This is a genomic window from Streptomyces chengmaiensis (assembly GCF_029846775.1).
Taxonomy (GTDB): Bacteria; Actinomycetota; Actinomycetes; order Streptomycetales; family Streptomycetaceae; genus Streptomyces; species Streptomyces chengmaiensis.
Genome location: NZ_JARWBG010000042.1, coordinates 1 through 20819 on the forward strand (window position 1 = coordinate 1; position 20819 = coordinate 20819).

Consider the following 20819-nt stretch of genomic DNA (forward strand, 5'->3'; position numbering starts at 1 on the left):
CGCGCACCGCCGCGAGCAGCTCCGCCGGGGCCGGCAGCGGGCCGTCGGCACGCCGCTGGGCGGGGACGCCGGAGCGGGCGGCGTCCCCCCGGGCGGGCCGGGGCGCGGGCAGCCGGTCGCTCCAGCAGCCGGTGAGCAGCGCGCGCAGCAAGGGCCGGGCGCGCGCCATGTCCACCGTCCACTCGGCGACCGAGGCCAGCGTGTCGGCCGACCCCCGGCACGCCGCCTCGGCGCCGCCGCCGCTGCCGCTTTCACTTACGCCGCCGCTGCCGCTGCCGCTGCCCGCAGTGAGCACGCGGTCGACACCGTGCAGAAACACGTCCGCCTCCTTGCGGACGAGCGCGCGGGCAAGCCCCTCCTTGCTGCCGAACTCGTTGTAGAGGGTCTGCCGTGACACTCCCGCGGCGGAGGCGACGTCGACCATGCGGACGGCGGACCAGGGCAGCTCGGACAGCGCCCGGAAGGCGGCGTTCAGCAGGGACTCTCGCGCCGTGGGCATCGTCGCCTCCCCGGGCCGGAGCGGGTCGCCGTCCGCACCCGCCTGTGCGTCGCCGACGGTTCTCGGCTCAGCGTTGACGCGCCGCCACGCGCTGTCAAGACTGCCGTCACCGGTCAGGGGCCGTGTCGATAGAGTGACGGCCATGCCCGACTACCACGATGATCTGCGTTTCGCCCATGTTCTCGCGGATGCCGCCGACGCCGCCACGATGGAGCGGTTCAAGGCGCTGGACCTCAAGGTCGAGACCAAGCCGGACATGACTCCGGTGAGCGAGGCCGACAAGGCGGCGGAGGAGCTGATCCGCGGACAGCTCCAGCGGGCACGGCCGCGCGACGCGATCCTCGGCGAGGAGTACGGCATCGAGGGCACGGGGCCGCGCCGCTGGGTGATCGACCCGATCGACGGCACCAAGAACTACGTCCGGGGCGTCCCGGTGTGGGCGACGCTGATCTCCCTGATGGTGGAGGACGAGGAGGACTACCAGCCCGTGGTGGGCGTGGTCTCCGCCCCCGCGCTGGGCCGCCGCTGGTGGGCGGTGGCCGGGGGCGGGGCGTACACGGGGCGCAGCCTGACGTCGGCGACGCGGATGCACGTGTCGCGGGTGCAGAGCATCTCGGACGCCTCCTTCGCGTACTCCTCGCTCAGCGGCTGGGAGGAGCGGGGCCGGCTGGACGGGTTCCTGGATCTGACCCGCGCCTGCTGGCGCACCCGGGGGTACGGCGACTTCTGGCCGTACATGATGGTCGCTGAGGGGTCGGTGGACATCTGCGCGGAGCCGGAGCTGTCGCTGTGGGACATGGCGGCGAACGCGATCGTCGTACAGGAGGCGGGCGGCGCCTTCACCGGCCTGGACGGCCGCCGCGGCCCGCACAGCGGCAACGCGGCCGCGTCGAACGGGCTGCTCCACGACGAACTGCTGGGCTATCTCAACCAGCGGTCCTGACTTCCGCGTTCCGTCGCGGCCGGCACGCCGCCGCGCGCCGGAGATCGGCGTCGCGCGCCCCCTTGCCGCCGCCCCGCAGGACTGCGACTCTGAGAGTCCCCCCACTTGTGAACTTGTGAATCGGTTCTCGAAGCGATCGAATCGGCCGATCCACCGAGGAGGTGGCTCCATCCATGCTCGTCCGTGACGCCATGAGCACGGTGGTCCTCACCATCGGACCCACACACACTCTCCGCCAGTCAGCCCGCCTGATGGCCGCACGCCGGGTCGGCGCGGCCGTCGTCCTCGACTCGGACGCGGGCGGGCTCGGCATTCTGACCGAGCGCGACATTCTCAACGCGGTGGGCTCCGGCCTGGACCCGGACCTGGAGACAGCAGGCGCCCACACCACGCCCGACGTCGTCTTCGCCGCGCCTTCCTGGACCCTGGAGGAGGCCGCCGAGGCCATGGCGCACGGCGGGTTCCGCCATCTGATCGTGCTGGACGGGGCAGGTCCCGTCGGCATCGTCTCCGTACGCGACATCATCCGCTGCTGGGCCCCGGCCCGCCGCCATCCGGCGCCGCTGGCGGACCAGATCCCGGCCTGACCCCCCGACCCCGGGCACGGCACTGCGCCGCACGGCACGGCAACGGGCCGGACCCCCTGGACAGGGGTCCGGCCCGCGCCCTTCCACGGCAAGCGCCCTCAGCCGCGCAGGGCCTGGACCGCGGCCTCGAGCCGCTTGCCGAAGTCTCCGTCCGCCCGGCGGAAGTTGTCTACCGCGCGCTCGGCGATGTCGTCGCGCGACACCTTGGCGATGAACCCGGACAGGTTCTCGACCAGACGGGTCTTCTCGTCCTCGGACATCAGCCGGTAGAGGTTGCCCGCCTGCACGAAGTCGTCGTCCTCGGCATGCGACGGGGCCGCCTGGTCACCGGTGGCGCCGGTGACGGCGACCGGCTGCCACAGCGGCCTGTCCGTCTGGAACGGGCCGCCGAAGCTGTTCGGCTCGTAGTTCTTCGCCCGGCCGTGGCGGCCGTCGTACATCACGCCGTCCCGGCCGTGGGTCCGCGCCTCGGTGGCGTGCGGGCGGTTCACCGGCAGATGGTCGGCGTTGATTCCGACCCGGTAGCGGTGTGCGTCGCCGTAGGCGAAGAGACGGCCCTGGAGCATCTTGTCCGGCGACGGTCCGATGCCCGGCACGAAGTGGGCGGGCGAGAAGACGGACTGCTCGACCTCGGCGAAGATGTTCTCCGGGTTGCGGTTGAGCTCCAGCTTGCCGATCTCGATCGGCGGGTAGTCCTCGTGCGGCCACACCTTGGTGAGGTCGAACGGGTTGAAGCGGTACTCCGCCGCGTCGGCCGCGGGCATGATCTGCACCTGCACGGTCCAGGTCGGGAACTCACCGCGCTCGATGGCCTCGCGCAGGTCGCGCTGGTGCGAGTCGGGGTCCTTGCCGGCGAGCACGTCGGCCTCGGCCTGGGTGAGGTTCTCGATGCCCTGGTCGGTCTTGAAGTGGTACTTGACCCAGAAGACCTCGCCTGCCTCGTTGTTCCACTGGAAGGTGTGCGAGCCGTAGCCGTTCATGTGGCGGTACGAGGCGGGGATGCCGCGGTCGCCGAACAGCCAGGTCACCTGGTGGGTGCTCTCCGGGCTGAGCCCCCAGAAGTCCCAGACGTTGTCCGCCTCCTGGCTGCCCGTGTACGGGTCGCGCTTCTGGGTGTGGATGAAGTCCGGGAACTTGACGGCGTCCTTGATGAAGAACACCGGGGTGTTGTTGCCGACGAGGTCGTAGTTGCCCTCCTCGGTGTAGAACTTCAGCGCGAAGCCGCGCGGGTCGCGCACCGCGTCCGCGGCGCCCAGATTGCCCGCGACCGTGGAGAAGCGCAGGAAGACCTCGGTCTGCTTGCCGATCTCGGAGAGGAACGCGGCGCGTGTGTAGGGCGTGACGTCCGCGGTCACGGTGAACGTGCCGTATGCGCCGGCGCCGCGCGCGTGCACGATGCGCTCCGGGATGCGCTCGCGGTTGAAGTGCGCGAGCTTCTCCAGCAGCAACTGGTCCTGGACCAGAACAGGACCGCCGACGCCCGCCGTCTCGCTGTTCTGGTTGTCGGCGACCGGCGCGCCGGCCTCCGTGGTGAGCGGTCCCTGCGTCACGTACGCCTCCTGGGTGTCCTGTCCCTCGCTTGTGCTGCACTCGATCCTACAATGGACTTAGTCCAAGTCAAATGAACATCCAAAGTCATATCCGTTCGGGACCTGACCCAGGTCCCGCCGCTGTTAGGCTGGTCCCTATGAGTGACCTGTTGGAACGACTTCGCGGACGCGGCTGGCGCATGACCGCCCAGCGGCGTGTCGTGGCCGAGGTCCTCGACGGCGACCATGTCCATCTGACGGCCGACGAGGTGCACGCGCGGGCCGTGGAGCGACTGCCCGAGATCTCCCGCGCGACGGTCTACAACACGCTCGGTGAGCTGGTCAGCCTGGGCGAGGTCCTGGAGGTTTCCACGGACCGCCGCGCCAAGCGGTACGACCCGAACGCCCACCGCCCCCACCACCACCTCGTGTGCGGCCAGTGCGGCGCGATCCGGGATGTGCACCCCCTGGGCAACCCGCTGGCCGACCTCCCGGACGCGGAGCGCTTCGGCTTCACGGTCTCCGATGTCGAGGTGACCTACCGGGGCACATGCCCGAACTGCGCATCGGCCTGACGCTCCGACGCCGGGCCTCGACTAGGCGCCAAGGCCCCGGCCCCTGAAGCGGATTCAGGGGCCGGGGCCTTCGGCTGCGGACACAAGCGGCGTGCCAGGTGCGCGGGGCTGCGGGCTGCGGGCTGCGGGCTGCGGGCTGCGGGCTGCGAGGGCTGCCTGCCCGGACGCAGACATCGGGCACGCCTGCACACAGATGTCCCGCACGCAGATATACGGACAAGCGAATAAGCAGAAATGACGAAGGCCCGGATCCTTGAGGATCCGGGCCTTCGATTCAGTAGCGGGGACAGGATTTGAACCTGCGACCTCTGGGTTATGAGCCCAGCGAGCTACCGAGCTGCTCCACCCCGCGTCGGTGAACACAACACTACGTGACCACGACGACCAGAGCAAATCCATTCCCGNAACACAACACTACGTGACCACGACGACCAGAGCAAATCCATTCCCGGCGGACCGCCACGGCAGGGGTGTCCGGGGGCACATCCGCCCTGCACCCCTTACGCCGTGAGCTCCTGGAGCAGCGCCTCCCGCAGCCGGGCCGCTCGCTCGGCGACCTCCGCCGGGCCCAGCTCGACGGCGCGGGCGCACCAGCGCTGGCCGTCCTTGAGTTCGCCGCGGCGGGCGGCGAGGAGCGCCAGTCGCAGGGCGGCGCGGCCGTGGCCGGCGCGGGCGGCGCGCGTCCACCACAGGGCGGCCTCGCGTTCGCCGCCCTCGCGGGCGAGCAGCAGCCCGAGGTTGAACGCGCCGCTGCGGCTGCCCGCCTCCGCGGCCTCCCGGTACCAGCGGGCCGCCTCGGAGGCGTCGCCGCGGGCGGCGGCGAGCATGCCGACGCGGACCTGCGCGCGCCGGTGCCCCTGCTCCGCCGCGCGCTCGTACCACTCCTCGCACTCGCTCTTCTCGGCCACCGGCTCACCCAGCGCGGGCGGGCCGGGCGGCGGCTGCCGGGCATCGAGCAGGGCTGCCAGCCGGAAGGCGGCCTCGGCGCTGCCGCTGCCCGCCGCCAGCCGCAGATGGCCCTCGGCGGACTGCTCGTCTCCGTCTCTGAGCTGGGCGATGCCGACCTGCAGCGCGGCCTCGGTGTGCCCGGCGGCCGCGGCCCGCTCGTACCAGCGCAGCGCGGTCCTGTCGTCGTCCCGGCCGACGTACAGGATGCCCAGGTTGAAGGCGGCGTCGACGCTGCCGGCTTCGGCCGCCTTGGAGAACCACGGCTCGGCTCCGACCGCGTCCCCGGCCTGGAGCAGCAGGACGGCCAGGGCGTTGGCGGCCTCGCGGTGCCCCGCGTAGGCGGCCCGCCGGTACCACTGCTCGGCCTGCGACAGCCGGTCCTGGGCGGCGCAGAGCAGGCCCAGGTTGTAGGCGCCGTTGACGTCGCCCGCGTCCATCGCGGCGCGGTACCAGCGCTCGGCGGTCTGCTGCTCGCCGCGGGCGGCGTGCAGGGCCCCGAGGGCGTTGGCGGCGTTGCCGTCCCCGTCCTGGGCGGCGCGCAGCCACCAGACGGCGGCGCTCTCCTCGTCTCCGGCGTCCTTCAGCAGGAAGCCGAGGGCGCACGCGGCGCGGGCCTCGCCGTCCTTGGCCGCGCTGAGGTACCACTGGCCGGCCTCCTTGAGCTCGCCGCGCCGCTCGAGGATCGCCCCGAGGTGCAGCGCCGCCCGCCGGTGCCCGCGCGCGGCGGCCTGCCGGTACCACTGCTCGGCCTCGGCCAGCTCGCTCGGCCGCTCGCCGTCGGCGCTCTCCTCCGCCCGGGGCGCCCGTACCGCCCGGCCCGTCTGATCGGTCCGGTCCGCCCGGGCGGCCGTGCGGTCCGCCCGGTCCTGCCGGCCGCCGGCGTCACCCCGCCGGGCGCGGGGCACGCTTACGGCCCGGCTCTCCGTGCCGTACGGAACGCGGGGCTCGCGGCCGGATGCGCCCGTCTCCCGCCGGGCGGCCCGGCCGGGCTCCCCCGCCGCGTCCGGCGGGGATCCCGCACCGGCGCGCGGGCCTTTGTCCCGGGATGCGGCGGCCTCCGGCCGCGCCCCCTGGGCGGGCAGGCGGGCGCCCGTGGCAGGCTCGCCGCGGAGCAGGCCGGCGTCGCCGCTGCGGCGGATCTCGTCCGCCGCCCGGCGCTCCAGGGCGCGGGCCAGCCGGTAGGCGGCCTCCCGGTGCCCCTGTTCCGCGGCCGCTCGAAGCCAGCGCTCCGCGCCGACGTCGCTGCGGTGCTCCAGCAGGTCGGCGAGGGCGTACGCACCGAGCGCGTGCCCCTGCTCCGCGGACTGCCGCAGCCAGTACTCTGCGGCGGGCTCGTCGCCGCGCTCCCGGTAGTGCCGCCCCAGGGCGTGCGCCGCCGCAGCCGATCCGGCGACCGCCGCAATGCGCCACCAGCCGGCGGCCTCGTCCGGATAGCCGCGCTGGTGCAGCAGTACGCCCAGGTTGTTGGCGGCGGCCCGGTCCCCCTCCGCGGTGGCCGCGCGCAGATGGGGCTCCGCGCCGTCGAGGTCTCCGCGGCGCAGCAGCAGTGCGCCGAGCACGCTCATCGACGCGGCGTCCCCGGCCTCCGCGGCGCGCCGGTGCCGGGCCTCAAACCCCGCCTTCTCCACTGCTTCCGCGGCGTCGATGCTTTCCGTGCCCTCGGTGTCCGGCTCGCCCCCCTCGCACACGGACGACGGGAAGGCGGCCGCTGCGGCCAGTCCCGCGGTCAGCTCGGGGATGTCGGAGACGCCTGAGACGTCCGAGGCTTCAGCAGTTACGGCTGTGACGGCAGCGTCAACGTTGTCATCCATGCGGTCGGGCACGTCGACTGTGATCACCGCGTCCACGGCGTTCACGGCGCTCCCGGCATGCGGCTGTGCAAACCGCTCCGTCTCCAACAGAGTTGCCCTGTCCCCCATAAATTCCATCGTCGCACCACCTGCAACCTGCGTACACCCGGTATACCGCAGCCAGTGAGGTCACTTCAGCGTTTTGTCGACATGCCCACAGAGAGATAAGTCAAACACGTCCGGCTCCAACTCGCCTCCATCGCCACGCAGTTCTCAGCGCGCAGTACACATGCGCGAACACACAGGCACGAAGAGGGCCCGGATCCTGAAGGATCCGGGCCCTCTTCTTCGAGTAGCGGGGACAGGATTTGAACCTGCGACCTCTGGGTTATGAGCCCAGCGAGCTACCGAGCTGCTCCACCCCGCGCCGTTGTGCAGCAACCGTATCACGGCGGTGCGGTTCCCCCTGCCACGACCTGGGCCGCGGCGGGGGGAACCGCCGGCGCGCTACTCCTGCTGCCGTCCCTGGGCCTCCGCGGCCCGGCGCAGCGCGGCCTCCAGATCCGCCTGCGCCTTGCCGTAGGCCTGCCAGTCCGTCGGGTCCTTCTCCAGCGCCGCCTGCGCCTCGTCGTACGCCTTCTGCGCATCCGCGATGGCGGCCTTCAGCGCGGCGTCACCGGTGGCCGGCGGCTGCTCGGGCTGCTCCTCGCCCGGCGGCTGCTCGGTGCTCGGCGGCGTCTCCTCGCTGTCCTCCACGCCGAACACCGCGTTCAGCGCCTCGGACAGGCTCTGCTTGAAGACGATCTTCTCGCCGTAGGATGCGCCCACCATGCGCAGCAGCGGCAGCTTCTGCGTACCGCCTCGCGCATAGACCGGCTCGACATAGAGGAAGCCCTTGCCGAGCGGCACCGTCAGCAGGTTTCCGTACTCGATGTCGGAGTCGGTGCCCCGCAGGTTGCGGACGAACTCCGCGACCTCCGGCAGACCGTTGAGCTCACTCTGCACCTGCTGCGGACCCTTGACGGTCTCGCTGACCTTCAACAGCCTTATCGACCCGTAGGTCTCGCTGTCGGCGTCGGCGTCCACGGCCATGAACGCGCCGAGGTTGGGGCGTCCATTGGGTGTGAACGTGGTGGTCAGCGAGAACTTCTGCGCGTCGTCGCCCGGCATCCGCAGGCTCAGGTAGTACGGCGGGACCGACTCCTTGTCCTTGGTCGTCGGGTCGTCCGGCACCTGCCAGGCGTCACTGCCGCTGTAGAACTGGGCGGGGTCGGTGACGTGGTACCGGGTCAGCAGCTCCCGCTGGACCTTGAACATGTCCTGCGGATAGCGCAGATGGGCCTTCAGGCTCGGCTTGATCTCGCTCTTCGGCTCGACCGTGCCCGGGAACGCCTTCATCCACGTCTTGAGCACCGGGTCCTCGGTGTCCCACTCGTACAGCTTCACCGTGCCGTCGTAGGCGTCGACGGTGGCCTTGACCGAGTTCCGGATGTAGTTGACCTGGTTCTGCTGGGCGACCACCGCGCGCTGGGTGTCGGTCAGCGAGTCGGCCGTGGTGTCCCCCAGCGTCGTACGGGAGGCGTAGGGGTAGCCGTTGGTCGTGGTGTACGCGTCGATGATCCACTGGACCCGGCCGTCGATGACGGCCGGGTAGGCGTCGCCGTCGATGGTCAGCCAGGGCGCGACGGCCTCCACCCGCTCCTTGGGCGTGCGGTTGTACAGGATCCGCGAGCCGTCGCCGATGGCTCCGGAGTAGAGGATCTGCGGCTCGCTGAAGGAGACCGCGTACGCGGCGCGGTTCAGCGGGTTGTCCAGCGCGACGCCGCTGTCGCCCTCGTAGCTGGTGGTGCGCTCGCCGTCCTCCTCGTAGTCCAGCTCCTTCTGGGGGCCGCCCACGATCGAGTACTGCGTGGTCTTCTCGCCGTAGTAGATCCGCTGCTCGTACTCGCCGAACTGACCGCTGGACGGCAGCCCGGACTCGGTGAACAGCGGCGAGCCGGCCGGCTCCTTGCCGGTGCCCGTGCCGTCCGCGGCGATCGCGCCGTAGCCGTGCGTGTAGGTGAAGTGGTCGTTGATCCAGTTCCGCTTGGGGATGCCCGTGATGTCGAGCTCACGCAGACCGACGACCGTGTCCTGCGTCTTGCCGTCTTCCGTCTTGTAGCGGTCGACGTCCAGCGTCGCGGGGAACGTGTAGTAGTTGCGGCGCTGCTGGAGCTGCTGGAAGGCGGGCGAGACCACATTGGGGTCCATCATGCGGTAGCTGGCCGCGGCGTTGGCGTCCTTGCGGAGCTTCGCGCCGTCCTCGGCCTCGGCGTCGCCCTTGCCCCCGTAGTCGGTGATCTTGGCGCCTTCGATGCCGTACGCCTCGCGCGTGGCGGCGATGTTCTTGCGGATGTACTCCGCTTCCTTGGCCTGCTCGTTCGGCTGGACCTGGAACTTCTGCACGATCGCCGGGTAGAGCCCGCCGATGAGGATCGCGGAGAGCACCATCAGGCCGAAGCCGATCACCGGAAGCTGCCAGGTGCGCCGCCACAGCGTGGCGAAGAACAGCAGCGCGCAGATCACGGCGATGCAGAAGAGGATCGTCTTCGCCGGCAGATAGGCGTTGGCGTCCACATAGCGCAGACCGGTCCAGTTGCCCGTCGCCTTGAAGTCGCTGGACTTCACCGCGAGACCGTACCGGTCGAGCCAGTAGGCGACGGCCTTGAGCGAGACGAAGACGCCGAGCAGCACCGACAGATGGCCGGTGGCCGCGGCCGTCGCCCGCGCACCGGGGCTGGTGATGCGCAGCCCCCCGTACAGGTAGTGCGTCAGAGCGGCGGCGAGCAGCGACAGCACGGTGGCCGCGAAGCCGAAGCCCAGCAGGAAGCGGTACCAGGGCAGCTCAAAGGCGTAGAAGGAGACGTCCAGCTGGAACTGCGGGTCCTTCGTGCCGAAGGGCACGCCGTTGATCCACATCATCCAGGTGCGCCACTGGCCGGTGGCGGACGCTCCGGCGATCAGCCCGACCAGGGCGGTGACCCCGATCAGCACCCACTTCTTGTACGGGGCGATGCTCATCCGGTAGCGGTCCAGGCTCTGCTGCTCCAGCGACATCGCGCTCAGCGGCGGGCGCAGCCGGTGGGCGAGCCAGATGTTCAGCCCGACCGCCGCCGCCATCAGCAGCCCGAAGACGGCGAACAGGCCGATCTTGGTCCACAGAGTCGTGGTGAAGACGGAGGAGTACTTGACAGAGCGGTACCACAGCCAGTCGGTCCAGAACCCGGCGAACATGACGAACGCCATGGCCAGCACGGCCAGGACGCCCAGTGTCATGAGCAGGGTGCGGACACGCCGGGAGGGACGGCCCACTCTCATCCGTGGCCCGGTCGGGCCTCCGCCGCGGTCCGGCATCTGGAAAGCCAACGTGCGCACCTCGAAGTTCGCGGTCGTGTGAATCGGGCCCCGCGATCGTAGAGCCCACTGATGCAACTTACTAAGGCTTTACCTAGTTCCCGACCCCGGGCCCGAACCAGGCAGGATATTGACCATGTCCAACGTTTCCTCCTCAGGCCCCCCGATGGCCGCGAGCCCCCTCACCCGCGCCGTGCTCGAGATCGACGAGTACGCATCCGGGCTCGGCTGGGACCAGCCGGCCCGGCTCTTCGCCCTGGTCGACACCGCGCAGCTGCGCGCCCAGGAACCGTCGCTGGCCGCCCAGCTCGGCCTCGACGACGATGCGGAGGCGGCCCCGCTGACCCCGATCGAGCAGGACGAGATCCCGCCCGGCAAGCCGCTGGACGAATTCCTCGCCACCATCGCCTGGCCCGACGCGGTGGCCGGCTGCGCGCTGACCGTGGAGCGGCTGATGCTCCCGCCGTCCGCGGAGACCTCCGTGCCCGAGGGCCTCGACGAGGAGGCCCTCGCCCGCTGGGTCGCCGAGCATCCAGACCGCAAGGAGGTCCGGATGACAGTGGCGGTCCTGCGGGACGGCACCCGCGAGTCCGCGCTCCGTCTGCGCGAGAAGGACACCTCGACGGAGGTCCTCACCGGCGCGGACCTGGTCCCGGGCCTGGCGGAGGCCCTGGCGGCGACCTTCGAGGCGTAGCGCCGAACCGTTCCCGGGGCTCCGCCCCGGACCCCGCGCCTCAAACGCCGGACGGGCTGGAGAACCCGGACGGGCTGGAGAACACAGCCCGTCCGGGGCCCTGCTGGGGCGCCTCCCAGCGGCGGCTGGGGGGAGAAGTCCGGGGGGTCGAGGGCACGGCCGAAGGCCGTGCGGGGTCCGGCGATGCGAAGCCTGCCGCCCGCCGGGACCCGGTGCGGCAGGCCCGAGGCCCGCTCCGAAGGAGTTCCGGGGACTTTCCTCCCGGTCGGGAAGCGGGGCGGGGGCAGGTCCACCCCCGCAGAAACGGTTCGCCGCCCCGTCGCGACGCCGTCAGCCCACCTCGCAGCTCGGCAGCTCCTCGATGTCCCCCTCACGGATCTTCTCCAGGGACTTCGTCGCGTCCGCGATGGTGTCGACCTTGACCAGGGTCAGCCCGTCCGGGGTGTCGGACGCCGCCGACGCGCAGTTGTCGGCGGGGGTCAGGAAGTACTCCGCGCCCGCGTTCCGCGCGCCGACGAGCTTCATCTCGATGCCGCCGATCGGCCCGACCTTCCCGTCGTCGTCGATGGTCCCGGTGCCAGCCACGAACGTGCCGCCGGTCATGGCGCCCGGGGTGAGCTTGTCGATGATCCCGAGGGCGAACATCAGCCCCGCGCTCGGCCCGCCCACGTCGGCGAGATTGATGTCGACGGTGAACGGGAAGGTGTGGTCGGTCCCGGCGTGGATCCCGACGATCGCCCGGTCGTCCTCCCGGGCCTTCACCGTGGGGACCGTGACCTTCCGGGTGACCGTGGGTTCGCGGCCCGCCTTCTCCGCGGCCGCCGCCTCGTCGGCCGGGACGATCGTGAAGACGACGTCTTCGCCCGGCTGGTGCTTCACGACGAGGTTCGCGACATCGCCGGGCTCCTTCACCGCCGTGCCGTCCACCTCGCGGATCACATCACCGGCGTGCAGCCGCTTCTCCGCGGGAGAGTCCTTGAGGACGGAGGAGACCACCACGCGCGAGGCCACCGGAATGTTCAGCTGCTCCAGCGCCGCCACCTTGGCGCTCTCCTGCGACTGGGTGAACTCCTCGGCGTTCTCCTGCGTGGACTCTTCCTCCGTCTGCCCGTCGGGGTAGAGCGTGTCGTGCGGCACCACGACGTTGTCGTGGGCCAGCCAGCCGTAGATCGCCTCGACGAGGTTCATGCGGTAGTCGGCGCCGGTGACCCGGACGGTCGTCATGTTGAGATTGCCGCTTGTCGGATAGGTCTCGCGGCCGGAGATCTCGAGCACCTGCTCGCCGTCCGTCGAGCCGAGGGTGTTCACGGTGGGGCCGGGCGACATCTCGGAGTACGGCACAGGCAGAAACACGCCGACACAGAGCAGCGCGATGAAAGCGAGTGTGGAGGCGAGCATCGTCGCTGTGCGGCGTGGCATGGAACGACAGTACGGGACAGACCTGTCGGCGCACCGCCCGGATCAGTCCGTCCGGGCTCCGGAACCGGACTGCGGAGCGGACCATGCGCCGGTTCACGGGCGTGCGCCCCGCGCCCGTGCGCGCCTCGGCCCGCGGCCCGGCTCACACGACGTCGGTCTGTGAGCCTGATTTGTCCATTGCATCGCGGAACCGGGCATACCCGGCGAGCTCCGCCACATCACCGGACGTACGGTCCCGCGCGGCCCAGCTTCCCCATATGCCGGCGCAGACGACGGCGAACAGCGGAATCAACAACCAGGCGAGCACACCCATCGCAACCTCCCTCACCACGCTAGTGAAAGCAACCGAGTGATCAGCAGATTAGTCGTCTGCCAGTTCAACGCTCGTCGCGGGTGTGCGGTTACGCAAATCGGGGCGGATACGGTCGAAAGCTTTCAGCCTCATGTCCCCCGGGACCCCTTGCTCAGCAGGCCCCGACCCACTCCTCCGTGCCGTCCGAGAACGTCTGGTGCTTCCAGATCGGCACTTGGTGCTTGAGGTCGTCGATCAGCTTGCGGCAGGCCTCGAACGCCTCCCCCCGGTGCGGGCAGGACACGGCCACGACGACGGCCAGGTCCCCCACGGCGAGGTCGCCCACCCGGTGGACGGCGGCGAGCGCCCGCACCGGGAACCGGGCGGCGACCTCCTCCGCGATCCGCCGCATCTCGGCTTCGGCCGTGGGATGGCAGGAGTAGCCCAGCTTGTCCACGTCCGCGCCGCCGTCATGGCTGCGCACCGTGCCGACGAAGAGCGCCGTCCCGCCCGCCGCGTCGTCGCCGACGGCCGTGAAGACCTCGTCGACGGAGAGCGGGGTGTCGCGGATCGCGACCAGCCTGATCGGGTCCTGCGCCGCCTGTTCTCCGGGGTGATCGTTCCTGCGTGCCATATGACCATCGTGCCGTACGCCGCCGACAGCGCGGAATACCCGTTTCCACCGGCCGGCCGAGGCCCCGGTTGGAGCCTCCTACAGCGCCGTGCCGGCGTGTCGGGCGCGCCGCGTCACAGCCTGCGGCGCGCCTTGCGGGCCCTGCGCACCAGGGCGGCGGTGCCGAGCAGGGCCACGGTCGCACCGGCGGCGCCCGCCGCGGTGGCGTCCTTGCGGCCGAGCCTGCGGCCCGCGACGGTGTGCCGTCCCGCCGCCTCCTCCAGCAGCGCGGCCAGGACCTCCTCGTTCGTCCACTGCGGACGCCAGCCCGCGTCGTGCAGCCGGCTGACGCTGACGACCCAGGGATGCATGGTGTACGCGAGATCCCCGGCGGGGGACGGGGTGAGCCCGATCCGGTGCAGCCGGGTGGCGGCCCCCAGGGCGACGGCGGACGGCAGCTCCATGCGGCGGATGCCGCTGAGCTCCTCCACCTCCTCCTGCTCCAGCCAGCCGTCGCAGCCGACCGCGAGTTCCCCTTCCACCTTCTCCAGAGCGGCGTACTCGAGCGCGCTGACCAGGTCCTCGATATGGCAGAACTGCCAGGTGGGACGGGAGCCGGCCACCACCAGGAGGCGCGGCGACTCAAAGTAGCGGGTCAGTGCCGTGTCCGTGCCGCCCACCAGGACGGCGGGGCGGACCACGGTGACGTTCAGCCCCGGGTGGGCGCGCGGCGCACGCCGGGCGAGCCGCTCGATCTCCAGGAGATCGCCGACGCCGGTGGCCTCGGCGGTGGCGCGCAGCTCCGCGTCCTCGGAGAGCGGGATGTCGTTGTCGGGCAGCGCCCCGTAGACCATCGCCGACGTGCACAGGACGACCCGGTGCACTCCGGCGGCCGCCGCGGCGGTCAGCACGGTCTGCGTGCCGCGTACGTTGTACGCGGTACGGGCGGCCGGATCGGTCTCCAGGTCCAGGTCGAGGGCCAGGTGGACCACGACGTCGGCCCCGCGCAGCTTCTCGGCGATGGCCGGGTCACGGACGTCGAGGATGTGCCACTGCGCCTCCGTGACCTCGCCGCGACGCTCGTCGATGGCGATGACCTGCTTGATCTCGTCACAGTCGGCAAGCCGCCGCACCAGCAGGTCACCGACGCCGGACGAGGCGCCGGTGACCGCGACGACGGGGCCGCGGCCTGCGGGACTGCGGCCGTCGGCCGGGGTTGAGCGGTTTCGCGCTGCGCGAACCTGCGGATCTGGGGAACTCACCAGGCGTCTCCAGCGGTTGTCTTCAGTACCGAAGTACCGACGCGCACGGCGCGTGCGTACCGGGTGCGTCCATCCTGCCGCAGGCCGGCAGTCGGTGGAGCACCGAGCCCGGATGCGGCCCGGATGTCTACGCTGGGTGGTGTTGTCGGGCATTCGCCGCCGGCAGGAAGTCGGCGGCCCTACGAGCCGAGGAAACCCGTGAGTGACACCCCATTCGGATTCGGCCTTCCGCCGGAGGAGCCGGAGAACGGCGACGAGGGCAAGAAGAAGGACCCCGCCGGAGGTGGGCAGGGTTCCGGCGGCCAGAGCGGCGGTCCGGGCAACCCCTTCGGCTTCGGCATGCCGGGCGGCGCGGGCGGTGACAATCCGTTCGCCGCGATGTTCGGCTCCATGGGCCCCCAGGATCTGGGCGCCGCCTTCCAGCAGCTCGGCCAGATGCTGAGCTACGAGGGCGGACCCGTGAACTGGGACATGGCCAAGCAGATCGCCCGCCAGACGGTCTCCCAGGGCACGCCGGACGGCACGAAGGACGTCAGCGTCGGCCCCGCCGACCGGGCGGCCGTCGAGGAGGCGCTGCGCCTTGCGGACGTGTGGCTGGACGGTGTGACGTCCCTGCCCTCCGGGGCGAGCACGGCCGTGGCGTGGAGCCGCGCGGAGTGGGTCGAGGCAACACTCCCCGCCTGGCAGCAGCTGGTCGACCCGGTCGCCGAGCGGGTCGGCGTCGCCATGGGCGATGTGCTGCCGGAGGAGATGAAGGCCATGGCCGGCCCGCTGATCGGCATGATGCGGTCGATGGGCGGCGCGATGTTCGGGCAGCAGATCGGCCAGGCGGTCGGCGTCCTGGCGGGCGAGGTGGTCGGCTCGACCGACGTCGGACTCCCCCTGGGCCCGGCCGGCCAGGCCGCGCTGCTGCCGCTGAACGTGGACGCGCTGGGCAAGGACCTGGGTGTGCCGCGGGAGGAGGTGCGGCTGTATCTCGCCCTGCGCGAGGCCGCCCACCAGCGCCTCTTCGCCCATGTGCCCTGGCTGCGGTCGCATCTGTTCGGCGCCGTCGAGGGCTATGCGCGCGGGATCAAGGTCGACACCGGCAAGCTGGAGGACGTGGTCGGCCAGTTCGACCCGACGCACCCGGAGCAGCTGCAGGAGGCGCTGCAGCAGGGCATGTTCCAGCCGGAGGACACCCCGGAGCAGAAGGCCGCCCTGGCCCGCCTGGAGACCGCGCTGGCCCTGGTGGAAGGCTGGGTGGACGCGGTGGTGCACGAGGCCGCCGCATCCCGGCTGACCGCGGCGAACGCCCTGCGCGAGACACTGCGCCGCCGCCGTGCCAGCGGGGGGCCCGCGGAGCAGACCTTCGCCACGCTGATCGGTCTGACGCTGCGGCCGCGCCGTCTGCGGGACGCATCGAGGCTGTGGGCCTCGCTCACCGACGCGCGCGGGGTCGACGGCCGGGACGGGCTGTGGGAGCACCCGGACATGCTGCCCACGGCGACGGACCTGGACGACCCGGACGGCTTTGTGCACCGCGAGCAGATCGACTTCTCCGAGCTGGACAAGATGCTCGGCGAGGCGGCGAGCGGGCCCCGCCCGAAGGACGAGGACCGGCGCGAGGAGAACCGGGGCGAGAAGAATCCGGGCGAGGAGAACCGGGGCGAGGACGAGACCGACAAGTGAGCCTGCACGATGACGCCGTCCTCGTACTGAAGGCGTATGAGGACCAGCAGGAGCTGCGCCGGCTGTATCTGGACCATCTCGCGGAGCACCCGGACGGCATGTGGAAGGCCTGCGGGGCGGGCCACATCACGGCGAGCGCCCTGGTCGTCGACCCTGCGCGGGAACGGGTGCTGCTGACGCTCCACGGGAAGATCAGGAAATGGCTGCAGATGGGCGGCCACTGCGAGCCGGACGACGCGACCCTCGCGGCGGCAGCGCTGCGGGAGGGCGTGGAGGAGTCCGGCATCGAGGGGCTCGCTCTGCTGCCGGGCGGGCCGGTCCGACTCGACCGCCATCAGACGCCGTGCGCCTGGCATCTGGACGTCCAGTACGCGGCGCTGGCTCCGGCAGGGGCGGTGGAGGCCATCAGCGACGAGTCGCTGGATCTGCGCTGGTTCGGCTATGCCGAGGTGGCGGACGTGGCCGACGAGTCGGTGGTGCGTCTGATGCAGCGCACCCGCGAACGACTCCGGCCAGAAGACGACGAGAGGCGTGGGTAAGGGGCGGTCGCCCGGGCGGCCGGCCCTTACCCATGCGCCCCTGGCTCAGCGGGTCCGGCAGAGTCCGGTGCAGCTCGGCAGCCCCCGAAGGAGCGCGGAGCCGTATCGATATGCGGCTGTGCCGCGTGGGCGCGGCCGACCGCGACGGACCGCACACCCTCGACGGCCCATCGCGGCACTTCCATGCGGAACGCTCAGCCCCAGACGTTGTTCTGGTTCTGCGCATGGGCGCCGTGCTGGCCCACGCCGTACTGGGCGCGCAGCCCCTGCCCGATCGCGGCGTTCTGCGGGGGCATCACCTCGCTGGGCTGCACGAGGGCGAAGCCCTGGCCCAGGAAGCTGAGCTCCCAGCCCTCCCCCGTGTTGCCGCGCCGCCGCAGCACACCGGAGGAGTGCGTCTGGGCCTGCATCTGCACCCGCAGCCCGGAGGACCAGGCGACGATGGCGTCCGCGTCGACGCTGACGTACTTCTCGGGCGTGACCTGCATCATCAGCGGCTGGCCCGAGGTCATCAGCGCGACCTTGCCGCGCCCGGAGACATTGAGCTGGTACTTGCCGGACCCGGAGATTCCGTACTGGCTGTCCACCGCGATGACCTCGGTGTTCAGCGTGGAGTCAAGCGCCAGCACATAGGCGCTGTCGACGGTCAGCCCCTCGTGGTCGACGTCCACGACATGGATGTGCTGCGCGAGGTTGGCGAAGTAGACGGTGCCCTGCCCGGAGCAGCGCATCAGATCCAGGCCCTCGCCGGTGTGGGCGCGGGCGCGGCGCTGGCTGCTCGACTGGTACTCGCCGTCGAAGTCGACGAGCCCCTGGTAGGCCACCATCGATCCCTTGCGGGCGAGGATGTCGTCATGGCCGGTGAGCGCAACCCGCAGCAGCTGCGGGTTCTGCACGGTGTACCGCTCCTGGGACTGCTGCTCGGCATGGTTGAAAAGCGGACTCTGCATGGTGTGTGGCTCCCCCTCAGTGCCGGATCCGCAGGCGGTCGGTGCTGTCCTCGCTGGGCTGTACGACGACGATGCCCTGGCCCGAGAAGGCCATCTGGTAGGCCTCTCCGCTGCCCCGCCCGATGAGCGAGGACGCCTTGAAGCTGCGCTTGCCCTTCACCTTCAGGTTCGGGGACCAGGCGACGAGCGCGTCGGGGTCGACATACGTCTCGTCGTCGCCGCGGCCGCAGTCGACCACGATGGGAGTGCCCCGGGAGGTCAGGGCGACCCAGCCGGTGCCGCCGATCTGCACGTTCCACAGGCCCTGTCCGGCGAACTTGGCCAGACCCTTGACCTTTTCGACGCCCCACTGGAGGTGTGCGTCGAAGGCGAGCACATTGGAGCCGTTGACGGAGATGGAGTCGTTGGCGAGGTTGACGACGACGATGTCCGCGCCGTAGTCGGCGAGGTAGAGGAGCCCGTCCCCCGAGCACTTCATGATCGGCGCGCCTTCGCCCGTCACCCACTGGGCGGCGATCTGGCGGACGGCGGGCGGGTTGGGCTCGTACTGGACGAAGCCCTCGTAGGACACCATCGACCCGGTGCGGGCGTACAGGTCCTGGCCGGAAGCCATGGCGACCTTGAGCATGGTGCTGCCGTGGTTCTCCATACGGGCCGTGACGGGGGCGGGGGCGAAGCCCGCGAGCTGCTGGTTCATATCTTCGGGCTCCCTCAGACCTCGTACGGCTGAACGACGATGAAGTTCCCGGGAGCGCCCCGGAACTGGAGGTTGACGGTCTCCCCGCTGTGCCCGGGGTAGGCGTTGCGGCGCAGTCTGACCTGACTGGAGAGGATCACCTGGGAGGCCGCGGACCAGGCGACGACGGCGTTGGCGTCGGCGAAGGTCGTCGGTGTGACGGGCAGCACCACCGGGACGCCCTGGGTCTTCACGACGACCGTGCCCGTCCCCTGGAACATCATGGTGAACAGCGCACCGCCCGGGATGCCGTGGCCCTCGATCCGGCGGACCTCATGGTGCAGCGACTCGTCAAAGGCGAGGACGTTCTCCGCGGAGACGCAGATGCCGTCGCCCTGGAGCTCGATGGGGTGCAGTTGCGCGCCGTTCTCGGCGAGGAAGACCTGGCCGCGGCCGGTGCAGCGCATCAGCTGCATCTCCTGGCCGGTGGCGTTGCCCACGATGCGGCCGGTGAAGCCCGCGCCCTTGTAGCTGAAGTCGACCTTGCCCTGGTACATCACCATGCTGCCCTGGCGAGCGAGGACGGGCATGCCGCCCATGGTGAGGTCGACCCGCATGAGCTGCTGGTTCTGCGGGGTCCAGCGCTGCCCCGTGGGCTTCTCCCGGTACGGCTGGAGAGCCGCCTCCAGACCCGCGCCGGCCTGCGGGACGGCCGGCGTCTGCGGGGTCCCGGGAACGGGCGGCCCGCCGTACGGGGCAGGAGGCTGCTGGCCGTACGGCGCCGGAGCCGGGACCGGCTGGCCCTGGCCCGGAATCTGGCCGTAGGGGGCGGGCGCGGGTGCGGTCGGCGGGGCCATCGGGGCGGCCATCGGGGCCGCGACCGTCGGTGCGGAGTGCGTCTGCGGGGCGGCGGGCGGGGCGGGAGGCTGTGCGGCCGGCGCACCGAAAGCCGGTGCCGGCTGGGGCGCTTGAGGTGCCGGGGGCGCCTGGTACGGCTGCGGAGCAGGGGGCGGCGGTGCGGCCGTCTGGGGTTGCGGCGTCTGGGGTTGTGCCGTGTGCGGCTGGGGCGCAGACGGCGGGGCGAACGGCGGCGGGGCGGCGGGCTCCGCGGGCGGGGCGAAGGCGGGCGGCGCACCGGTCTGCGGCTGCGCGGCCGTCGGCTCCTCCTCGGCGACCTCGCCGCCGAAGTTCTTCAGCAGAGCCTCCAGGCCGCCGTCGAAGCCCTGCCCGACGGCGGCGAACCGCCACACGTCCTTCAGGTAGAAGTCGCCCAGCATCACCGCGCGTTCGGTGGAGAACTCCGAGCCGTCGAACGCGTACCGAGCGATCTCCTCGCCGCCCGCGACGACGCGGAGATACCCGGGGCCGATCTGGGACATCTGCCCCGCCCCGTCGATCGTCGCGGTGAACGACAGCCTCTGGACCGAAGCCGGAACGCGGTCCAGCGTGACCCGGAACGACTCCGTGTCACCGGCCTGCGGGCCCAGCAGCTGAATGGACTCCTCAGGCGATTTCGGCTGGTTGAAGAAGATGAAGTAACGGTCGTCGGAGAGCCGCTCGTCCGCGTCGAGACCGAAGCAGCTGATGTCGAAGGTCAGCCCGGGAGCGGCGATCTGCACACCCACGTACAGATCCGTTCCCGACGTGAGATCACTGATCTTGGCCTTGTGGCCGCGTTGGAATTCCCTGGCCATGCGTAACGACCGTCCCCCATCCCAGAATGTGAATGCGTCGCGACAGGCTAACGGCTGTGGACGACATCGAGCCAAGCCGGTACACATTCGGTACAGGACTGTTGACGATCACTCTCCGCGTGCGGACGGCACATGCGGCAACCGCTCCGCGGCGACGACTCCCTCCAGGTAGCCGCGGGCGCGCTCGGTACGCGGATAGGCCTCCAGCAGCCGCCAGAAACGCGGGCCGTGCCCGGGCACCAGCAGATGCGCCAGCTCATGGACGAGCACATAGTCGATGACGTACTCGGGCATCCCCTGGAGCCGGTGCGACAGCCTGATGCTGCCTTCCGCGGGGGTGCAGGAACCCCAGCGGGTGTTCTGGTTTGTCACCCACCGCACGGACGCGGGCCGGGCGCGGCCGTCGAAGTACTGCTCCGACAACCGTTCCGCACGCTCGGCCAGTTCGGCGTCGCCCAGGATGTTCTTGCTCTCCTGGGCTGCCAGCTTGTCCAGCATCACACCGACCCAGCGCTGCTCTTCGGCCTCGGACATCCGCGCCGGGATGAGCACGATGGTGCGGTCGCCCTCGCGATAGGCGGAGACCGTTCTGCTGCGCCGGGTACTCCTGCGGACCTCGACCGCACTCGTCCCCGATCCGCGGGACGGGCGGTTCGTCGGACTGCGCTGCTGGCTCTCGGCGCTGTGCAGGGGGTCGGCGGGCACGCCTTGACGTTACCCGCTGCCAGCGGCGGAAGTCCCGTCT

The 20819-nt window shown here is 71.2% G+C and carries 18 protein-coding genes and 2 tRNA genes; 6 read left to right on the forward strand and 14 right to left on the reverse strand.

The features are described 5' to 3' along the window. The coding region (locus tag QCN29_RS27380; RefSeq protein ID WP_279931491.1) for a TetR/AcrR family transcriptional regulator at positions 1–499 on the reverse strand (499 nt) is incomplete at its 3' end. Positions 500–641: 142 nt separating this feature from the next. Here QCN29_RS27380 and hisN point away from each other — a divergent pair. Both hisN and QCN29_RS27390 read left to right on the forward strand, forming a co-directional pair. Further along, positions 642–1442: a histidinol-phosphatase gene (gene hisN, locus QCN29_RS27385; protein WP_279931493.1), complete on the forward strand. Its 801-nt coding sequence runs from the start codon at positions 642–644 to the stop codon at positions 1440–1442. A 173-nt stretch (positions 1443–1615) separates the two neighbouring features. Continuing rightward, complete coding sequence (locus QCN29_RS27390; protein WP_240134869.1) at positions 1616–2029, forward strand: CBS domain-containing protein; 414 nt, start codon at positions 1616–1618, stop codon at positions 2027–2029. A 98-nt stretch (positions 2030–2127) separates the two neighbouring features. On the opposite strand, the gene QCN29_RS27395 is transcribed toward QCN29_RS27390, so the two are convergent. Then, positions 2128–3579, reverse strand: coding sequence for a catalase (locus QCN29_RS27395; protein ID WP_279931494.1), 1452 nt, complete (start codon positions 3577–3579; stop codon positions 2128–2130). Positions 3580–3716: 137 nt separating this feature from the next. Here QCN29_RS27395 and QCN29_RS27400 point away from each other — a divergent pair, with 137 nt between their 5' ends. After that, entirely contained in the window at positions 3717–4133 is a 417-nt protein-coding gene (locus QCN29_RS27400; RefSeq protein WP_240134862.1) for a Fur family transcriptional regulator, read from the forward strand. Between the two features lie 278 nt (positions 4134–4411). Here QCN29_RS27400 and QCN29_RS27405 read toward each other — a convergent pair. The 4 genes from QCN29_RS27405 to QCN29_RS27420 all read right to left on the reverse strand — a co-directional run bounded on the left by QCN29_RS27405 (position 4412) and on the right by QCN29_RS27420 (position 10264). Further along, positions 4412–4485: transfer RNA gene (locus QCN29_RS27405), tRNA-Met, on the reverse strand. A gap of 148 nt (positions 4486–4633) precedes the next feature. Next, positions 4634–7009: a sel1 repeat family protein gene (locus tag QCN29_RS27410; protein WP_279931496.1), complete on the reverse strand. Its 2376-nt coding sequence runs from the start codon at positions 7007–7009 to the stop codon at positions 4634–4636. 215 nt (positions 7010–7224) lie between these two features. Further along, a tRNA-Met gene (locus QCN29_RS27415) sits at positions 7225–7298 on the reverse strand. Positions 7299–7378: 80 nt separating this feature from the next. Then, positions 7379–10264, reverse strand: a complete 2886-nt coding sequence (locus QCN29_RS27420; RefSeq protein WP_279931562.1) for a UPF0182 family membrane protein — start codon at positions 10262–10264, stop codon at positions 7379–7381. 136 nt (positions 10265–10400) lie between these two features. Here QCN29_RS27420 and QCN29_RS27425 point away from each other — a divergent pair, with 136 nt between their 5' ends. Continuing rightward, positions 10401–10958 carry a PPA1309 family protein gene (locus tag QCN29_RS27425; RefSeq protein WP_279931497.1) on the forward strand — a complete coding sequence of 186 codons (558 nt, stop codon included), beginning with the start codon at positions 10401–10403 and terminating at the stop codon, positions 10956–10958. 330 nt (positions 10959–11288) lie between these two features. Here QCN29_RS27425 and QCN29_RS27430 read toward each other — a convergent pair whose 3' ends face one another. The 4 genes from QCN29_RS27430 to QCN29_RS27445 form a co-directional block, all read right to left on the reverse strand. Next, positions 11289–12377, reverse strand: a complete 1089-nt coding sequence (locus QCN29_RS27430; protein ID WP_279931499.1) for a YlbL family protein — start codon at positions 12375–12377, stop codon at positions 11289–11291. Positions 12378–12519: 142 nt separating this feature from the next. Beyond that, a complete protein-coding gene (locus QCN29_RS27435) occupies positions 12520–12690 on the reverse strand; it encodes a hypothetical protein (RefSeq protein WP_240134856.1) in 171 nt (56 codons plus the stop codon). 151 nt (positions 12691–12841) lie between these two features. Further along, positions 12842–13303 (reverse strand): molybdenum cofactor biosynthesis protein MoaE, encoded by a 462-nt coding sequence (locus QCN29_RS27440; RefSeq protein WP_240134854.1) that lies wholly within the window; start codon positions 13301–13303, stop codon positions 12842–12844. A gap of 113 nt (positions 13304–13416) precedes the next feature. Next, positions 13417–14544: an SDR family oxidoreductase gene (locus QCN29_RS27445; protein WP_279931501.1), complete on the reverse strand. Its 1128-nt coding sequence runs from the start codon at positions 14542–14544 to the stop codon at positions 13417–13419. Between the two features lie 198 nt (positions 14545–14742). Between QCN29_RS27445 and QCN29_RS27450 the strand changes: the two genes are divergently transcribed. Both QCN29_RS27450 and QCN29_RS27455 read left to right on the forward strand, forming a co-directional pair. After that, positions 14743–16215 carry a zinc-dependent metalloprotease gene (locus tag QCN29_RS27450; RefSeq protein WP_279931502.1) on the forward strand — a complete coding sequence of 491 codons (1473 nt, stop codon included), beginning with the start codon at positions 14743–14745 and terminating at the stop codon, positions 16213–16215. Next, positions 16212–16754: an NUDIX hydrolase gene (locus QCN29_RS27455; protein ID WP_279931503.1), complete on the forward strand. Its 543-nt coding sequence runs from the start codon at positions 16212–16214 to the stop codon at positions 16752–16754. Before QCN29_RS27450 ends, QCN29_RS27455 begins: the two co-directional genes overlap by 4 nt. A 194-nt stretch (positions 16755–16948) precedes the next feature. On the opposite strand, the gene QCN29_RS27460 is transcribed toward QCN29_RS27455, so the two are convergent. The 4 genes from QCN29_RS27460 to QCN29_RS27475 form a co-directional block, all read right to left on the reverse strand. Continuing rightward, a complete protein-coding gene (locus QCN29_RS27460; RefSeq protein ID WP_279931504.1) occupies positions 16949–17704 on the reverse strand; it encodes an AIM24 family protein in 756 nt (251 codons plus the stop codon). A 16-nt stretch (positions 17705–17720) separates the two neighbouring features. Continuing rightward, a complete protein-coding gene (locus tag QCN29_RS27465) occupies positions 17721–18401 on the reverse strand; it encodes an AIM24 family protein (RefSeq protein WP_279931505.1) in 681 nt (226 codons plus the stop codon). A gap of 14 nt (positions 18402–18415) precedes the next feature. Then, a complete protein-coding gene (locus QCN29_RS27470; protein WP_279931506.1) occupies positions 18416–20074 on the reverse strand; it encodes a TerD family protein in 1659 nt (552 codons plus the stop codon). A 108-nt stretch (positions 20075–20182) separates the two neighbouring features. Then, the gene (locus tag QCN29_RS27475) at positions 20183–20779 is read right to left on the reverse strand and encodes a M48 metallopeptidase family protein (protein WP_279931508.1); all 597 of its coding nucleotides are present in this window, start codon (positions 20777–20779) and stop codon (positions 20183–20185) included. Between the last annotated feature and the right edge of the window lie 40 nt (positions 20780–20819).

Bases quoted from the DNA above. Each gene is read 5' to 3' on its own strand.
- QCN29_RS27400 (WP_240134862.1), top strand. From the start codon at position 3,717: ATGAGTGACCTGTTGGAACGACTTCGCGGACGCGGCTGGCGCATGACC.
- QCN29_RS27460 (WP_279931504.1), bottom strand. From the start codon at position 17,704: ATGCAGAGTCCGCTTTTCAACCATGCCGAGCAGCAGTCCCAGGAGCGG.
- QCN29_RS27465 (WP_279931505.1), bottom strand. From the start codon at position 18,401: ATGAACCAGCAGCTCGCGGGCTTCGCCCCCGCCCCCGTCACGGCCCGT.
- QCN29_RS27390 (WP_240134869.1), top strand. From the start codon at position 1,616: ATGCTCGTCCGTGACGCCATGAGCACGGTGGTCCTCACCATCGGACCC.
- QCN29_RS27430 (WP_279931499.1), bottom strand. From the start codon at position 12,377: ATGCCACGCCGCACAGCGACGATGCTCGCCTCCACACTCGCTTTCATC.
- QCN29_RS27440 (WP_240134854.1), bottom strand. From the start codon at position 13,303: ATGGCACGCAGGAACGATCACCCCGGAGAACAGGCGGCGCAGGACCCG.
- QCN29_RS27425 (WP_279931497.1), top strand. From the start codon at position 10,401: ATGTCCAACGTTTCCTCCTCAGGCCCCCCGATGGCCGCGAGCCCCCTC.
- QCN29_RS27420 (WP_279931562.1), bottom strand. From the start codon at position 10,264: ATGCCGGACCGCGGCGGAGGCCCGACCGGGCCACGGATGAGAGTGGGC.
- QCN29_RS27470 (WP_279931506.1), bottom strand. From the start codon at position 20,074: ATGGCCAGGGAATTCCAACGCGGCCACAAGGCCAAGATCAGTGATCTC.
- QCN29_RS27435 (WP_240134856.1), bottom strand. From the start codon at position 12,690: ATGGGTGTGCTCGCCTGGTTGTTGATTCCGCTGTTCGCCGTCGTCTGC.
- QCN29_RS27410 (WP_279931496.1), bottom strand. From the start codon at position 7,009: ATGGAATTTATGGGGGACAGGGCAACTCTGTTGGAGACGGAGCGGTTT.
- hisN (WP_279931493.1), top strand. From the start codon at position 642: ATGCCCGACTACCACGATGATCTGCGTTTCGCCCATGTTCTCGCGGAT.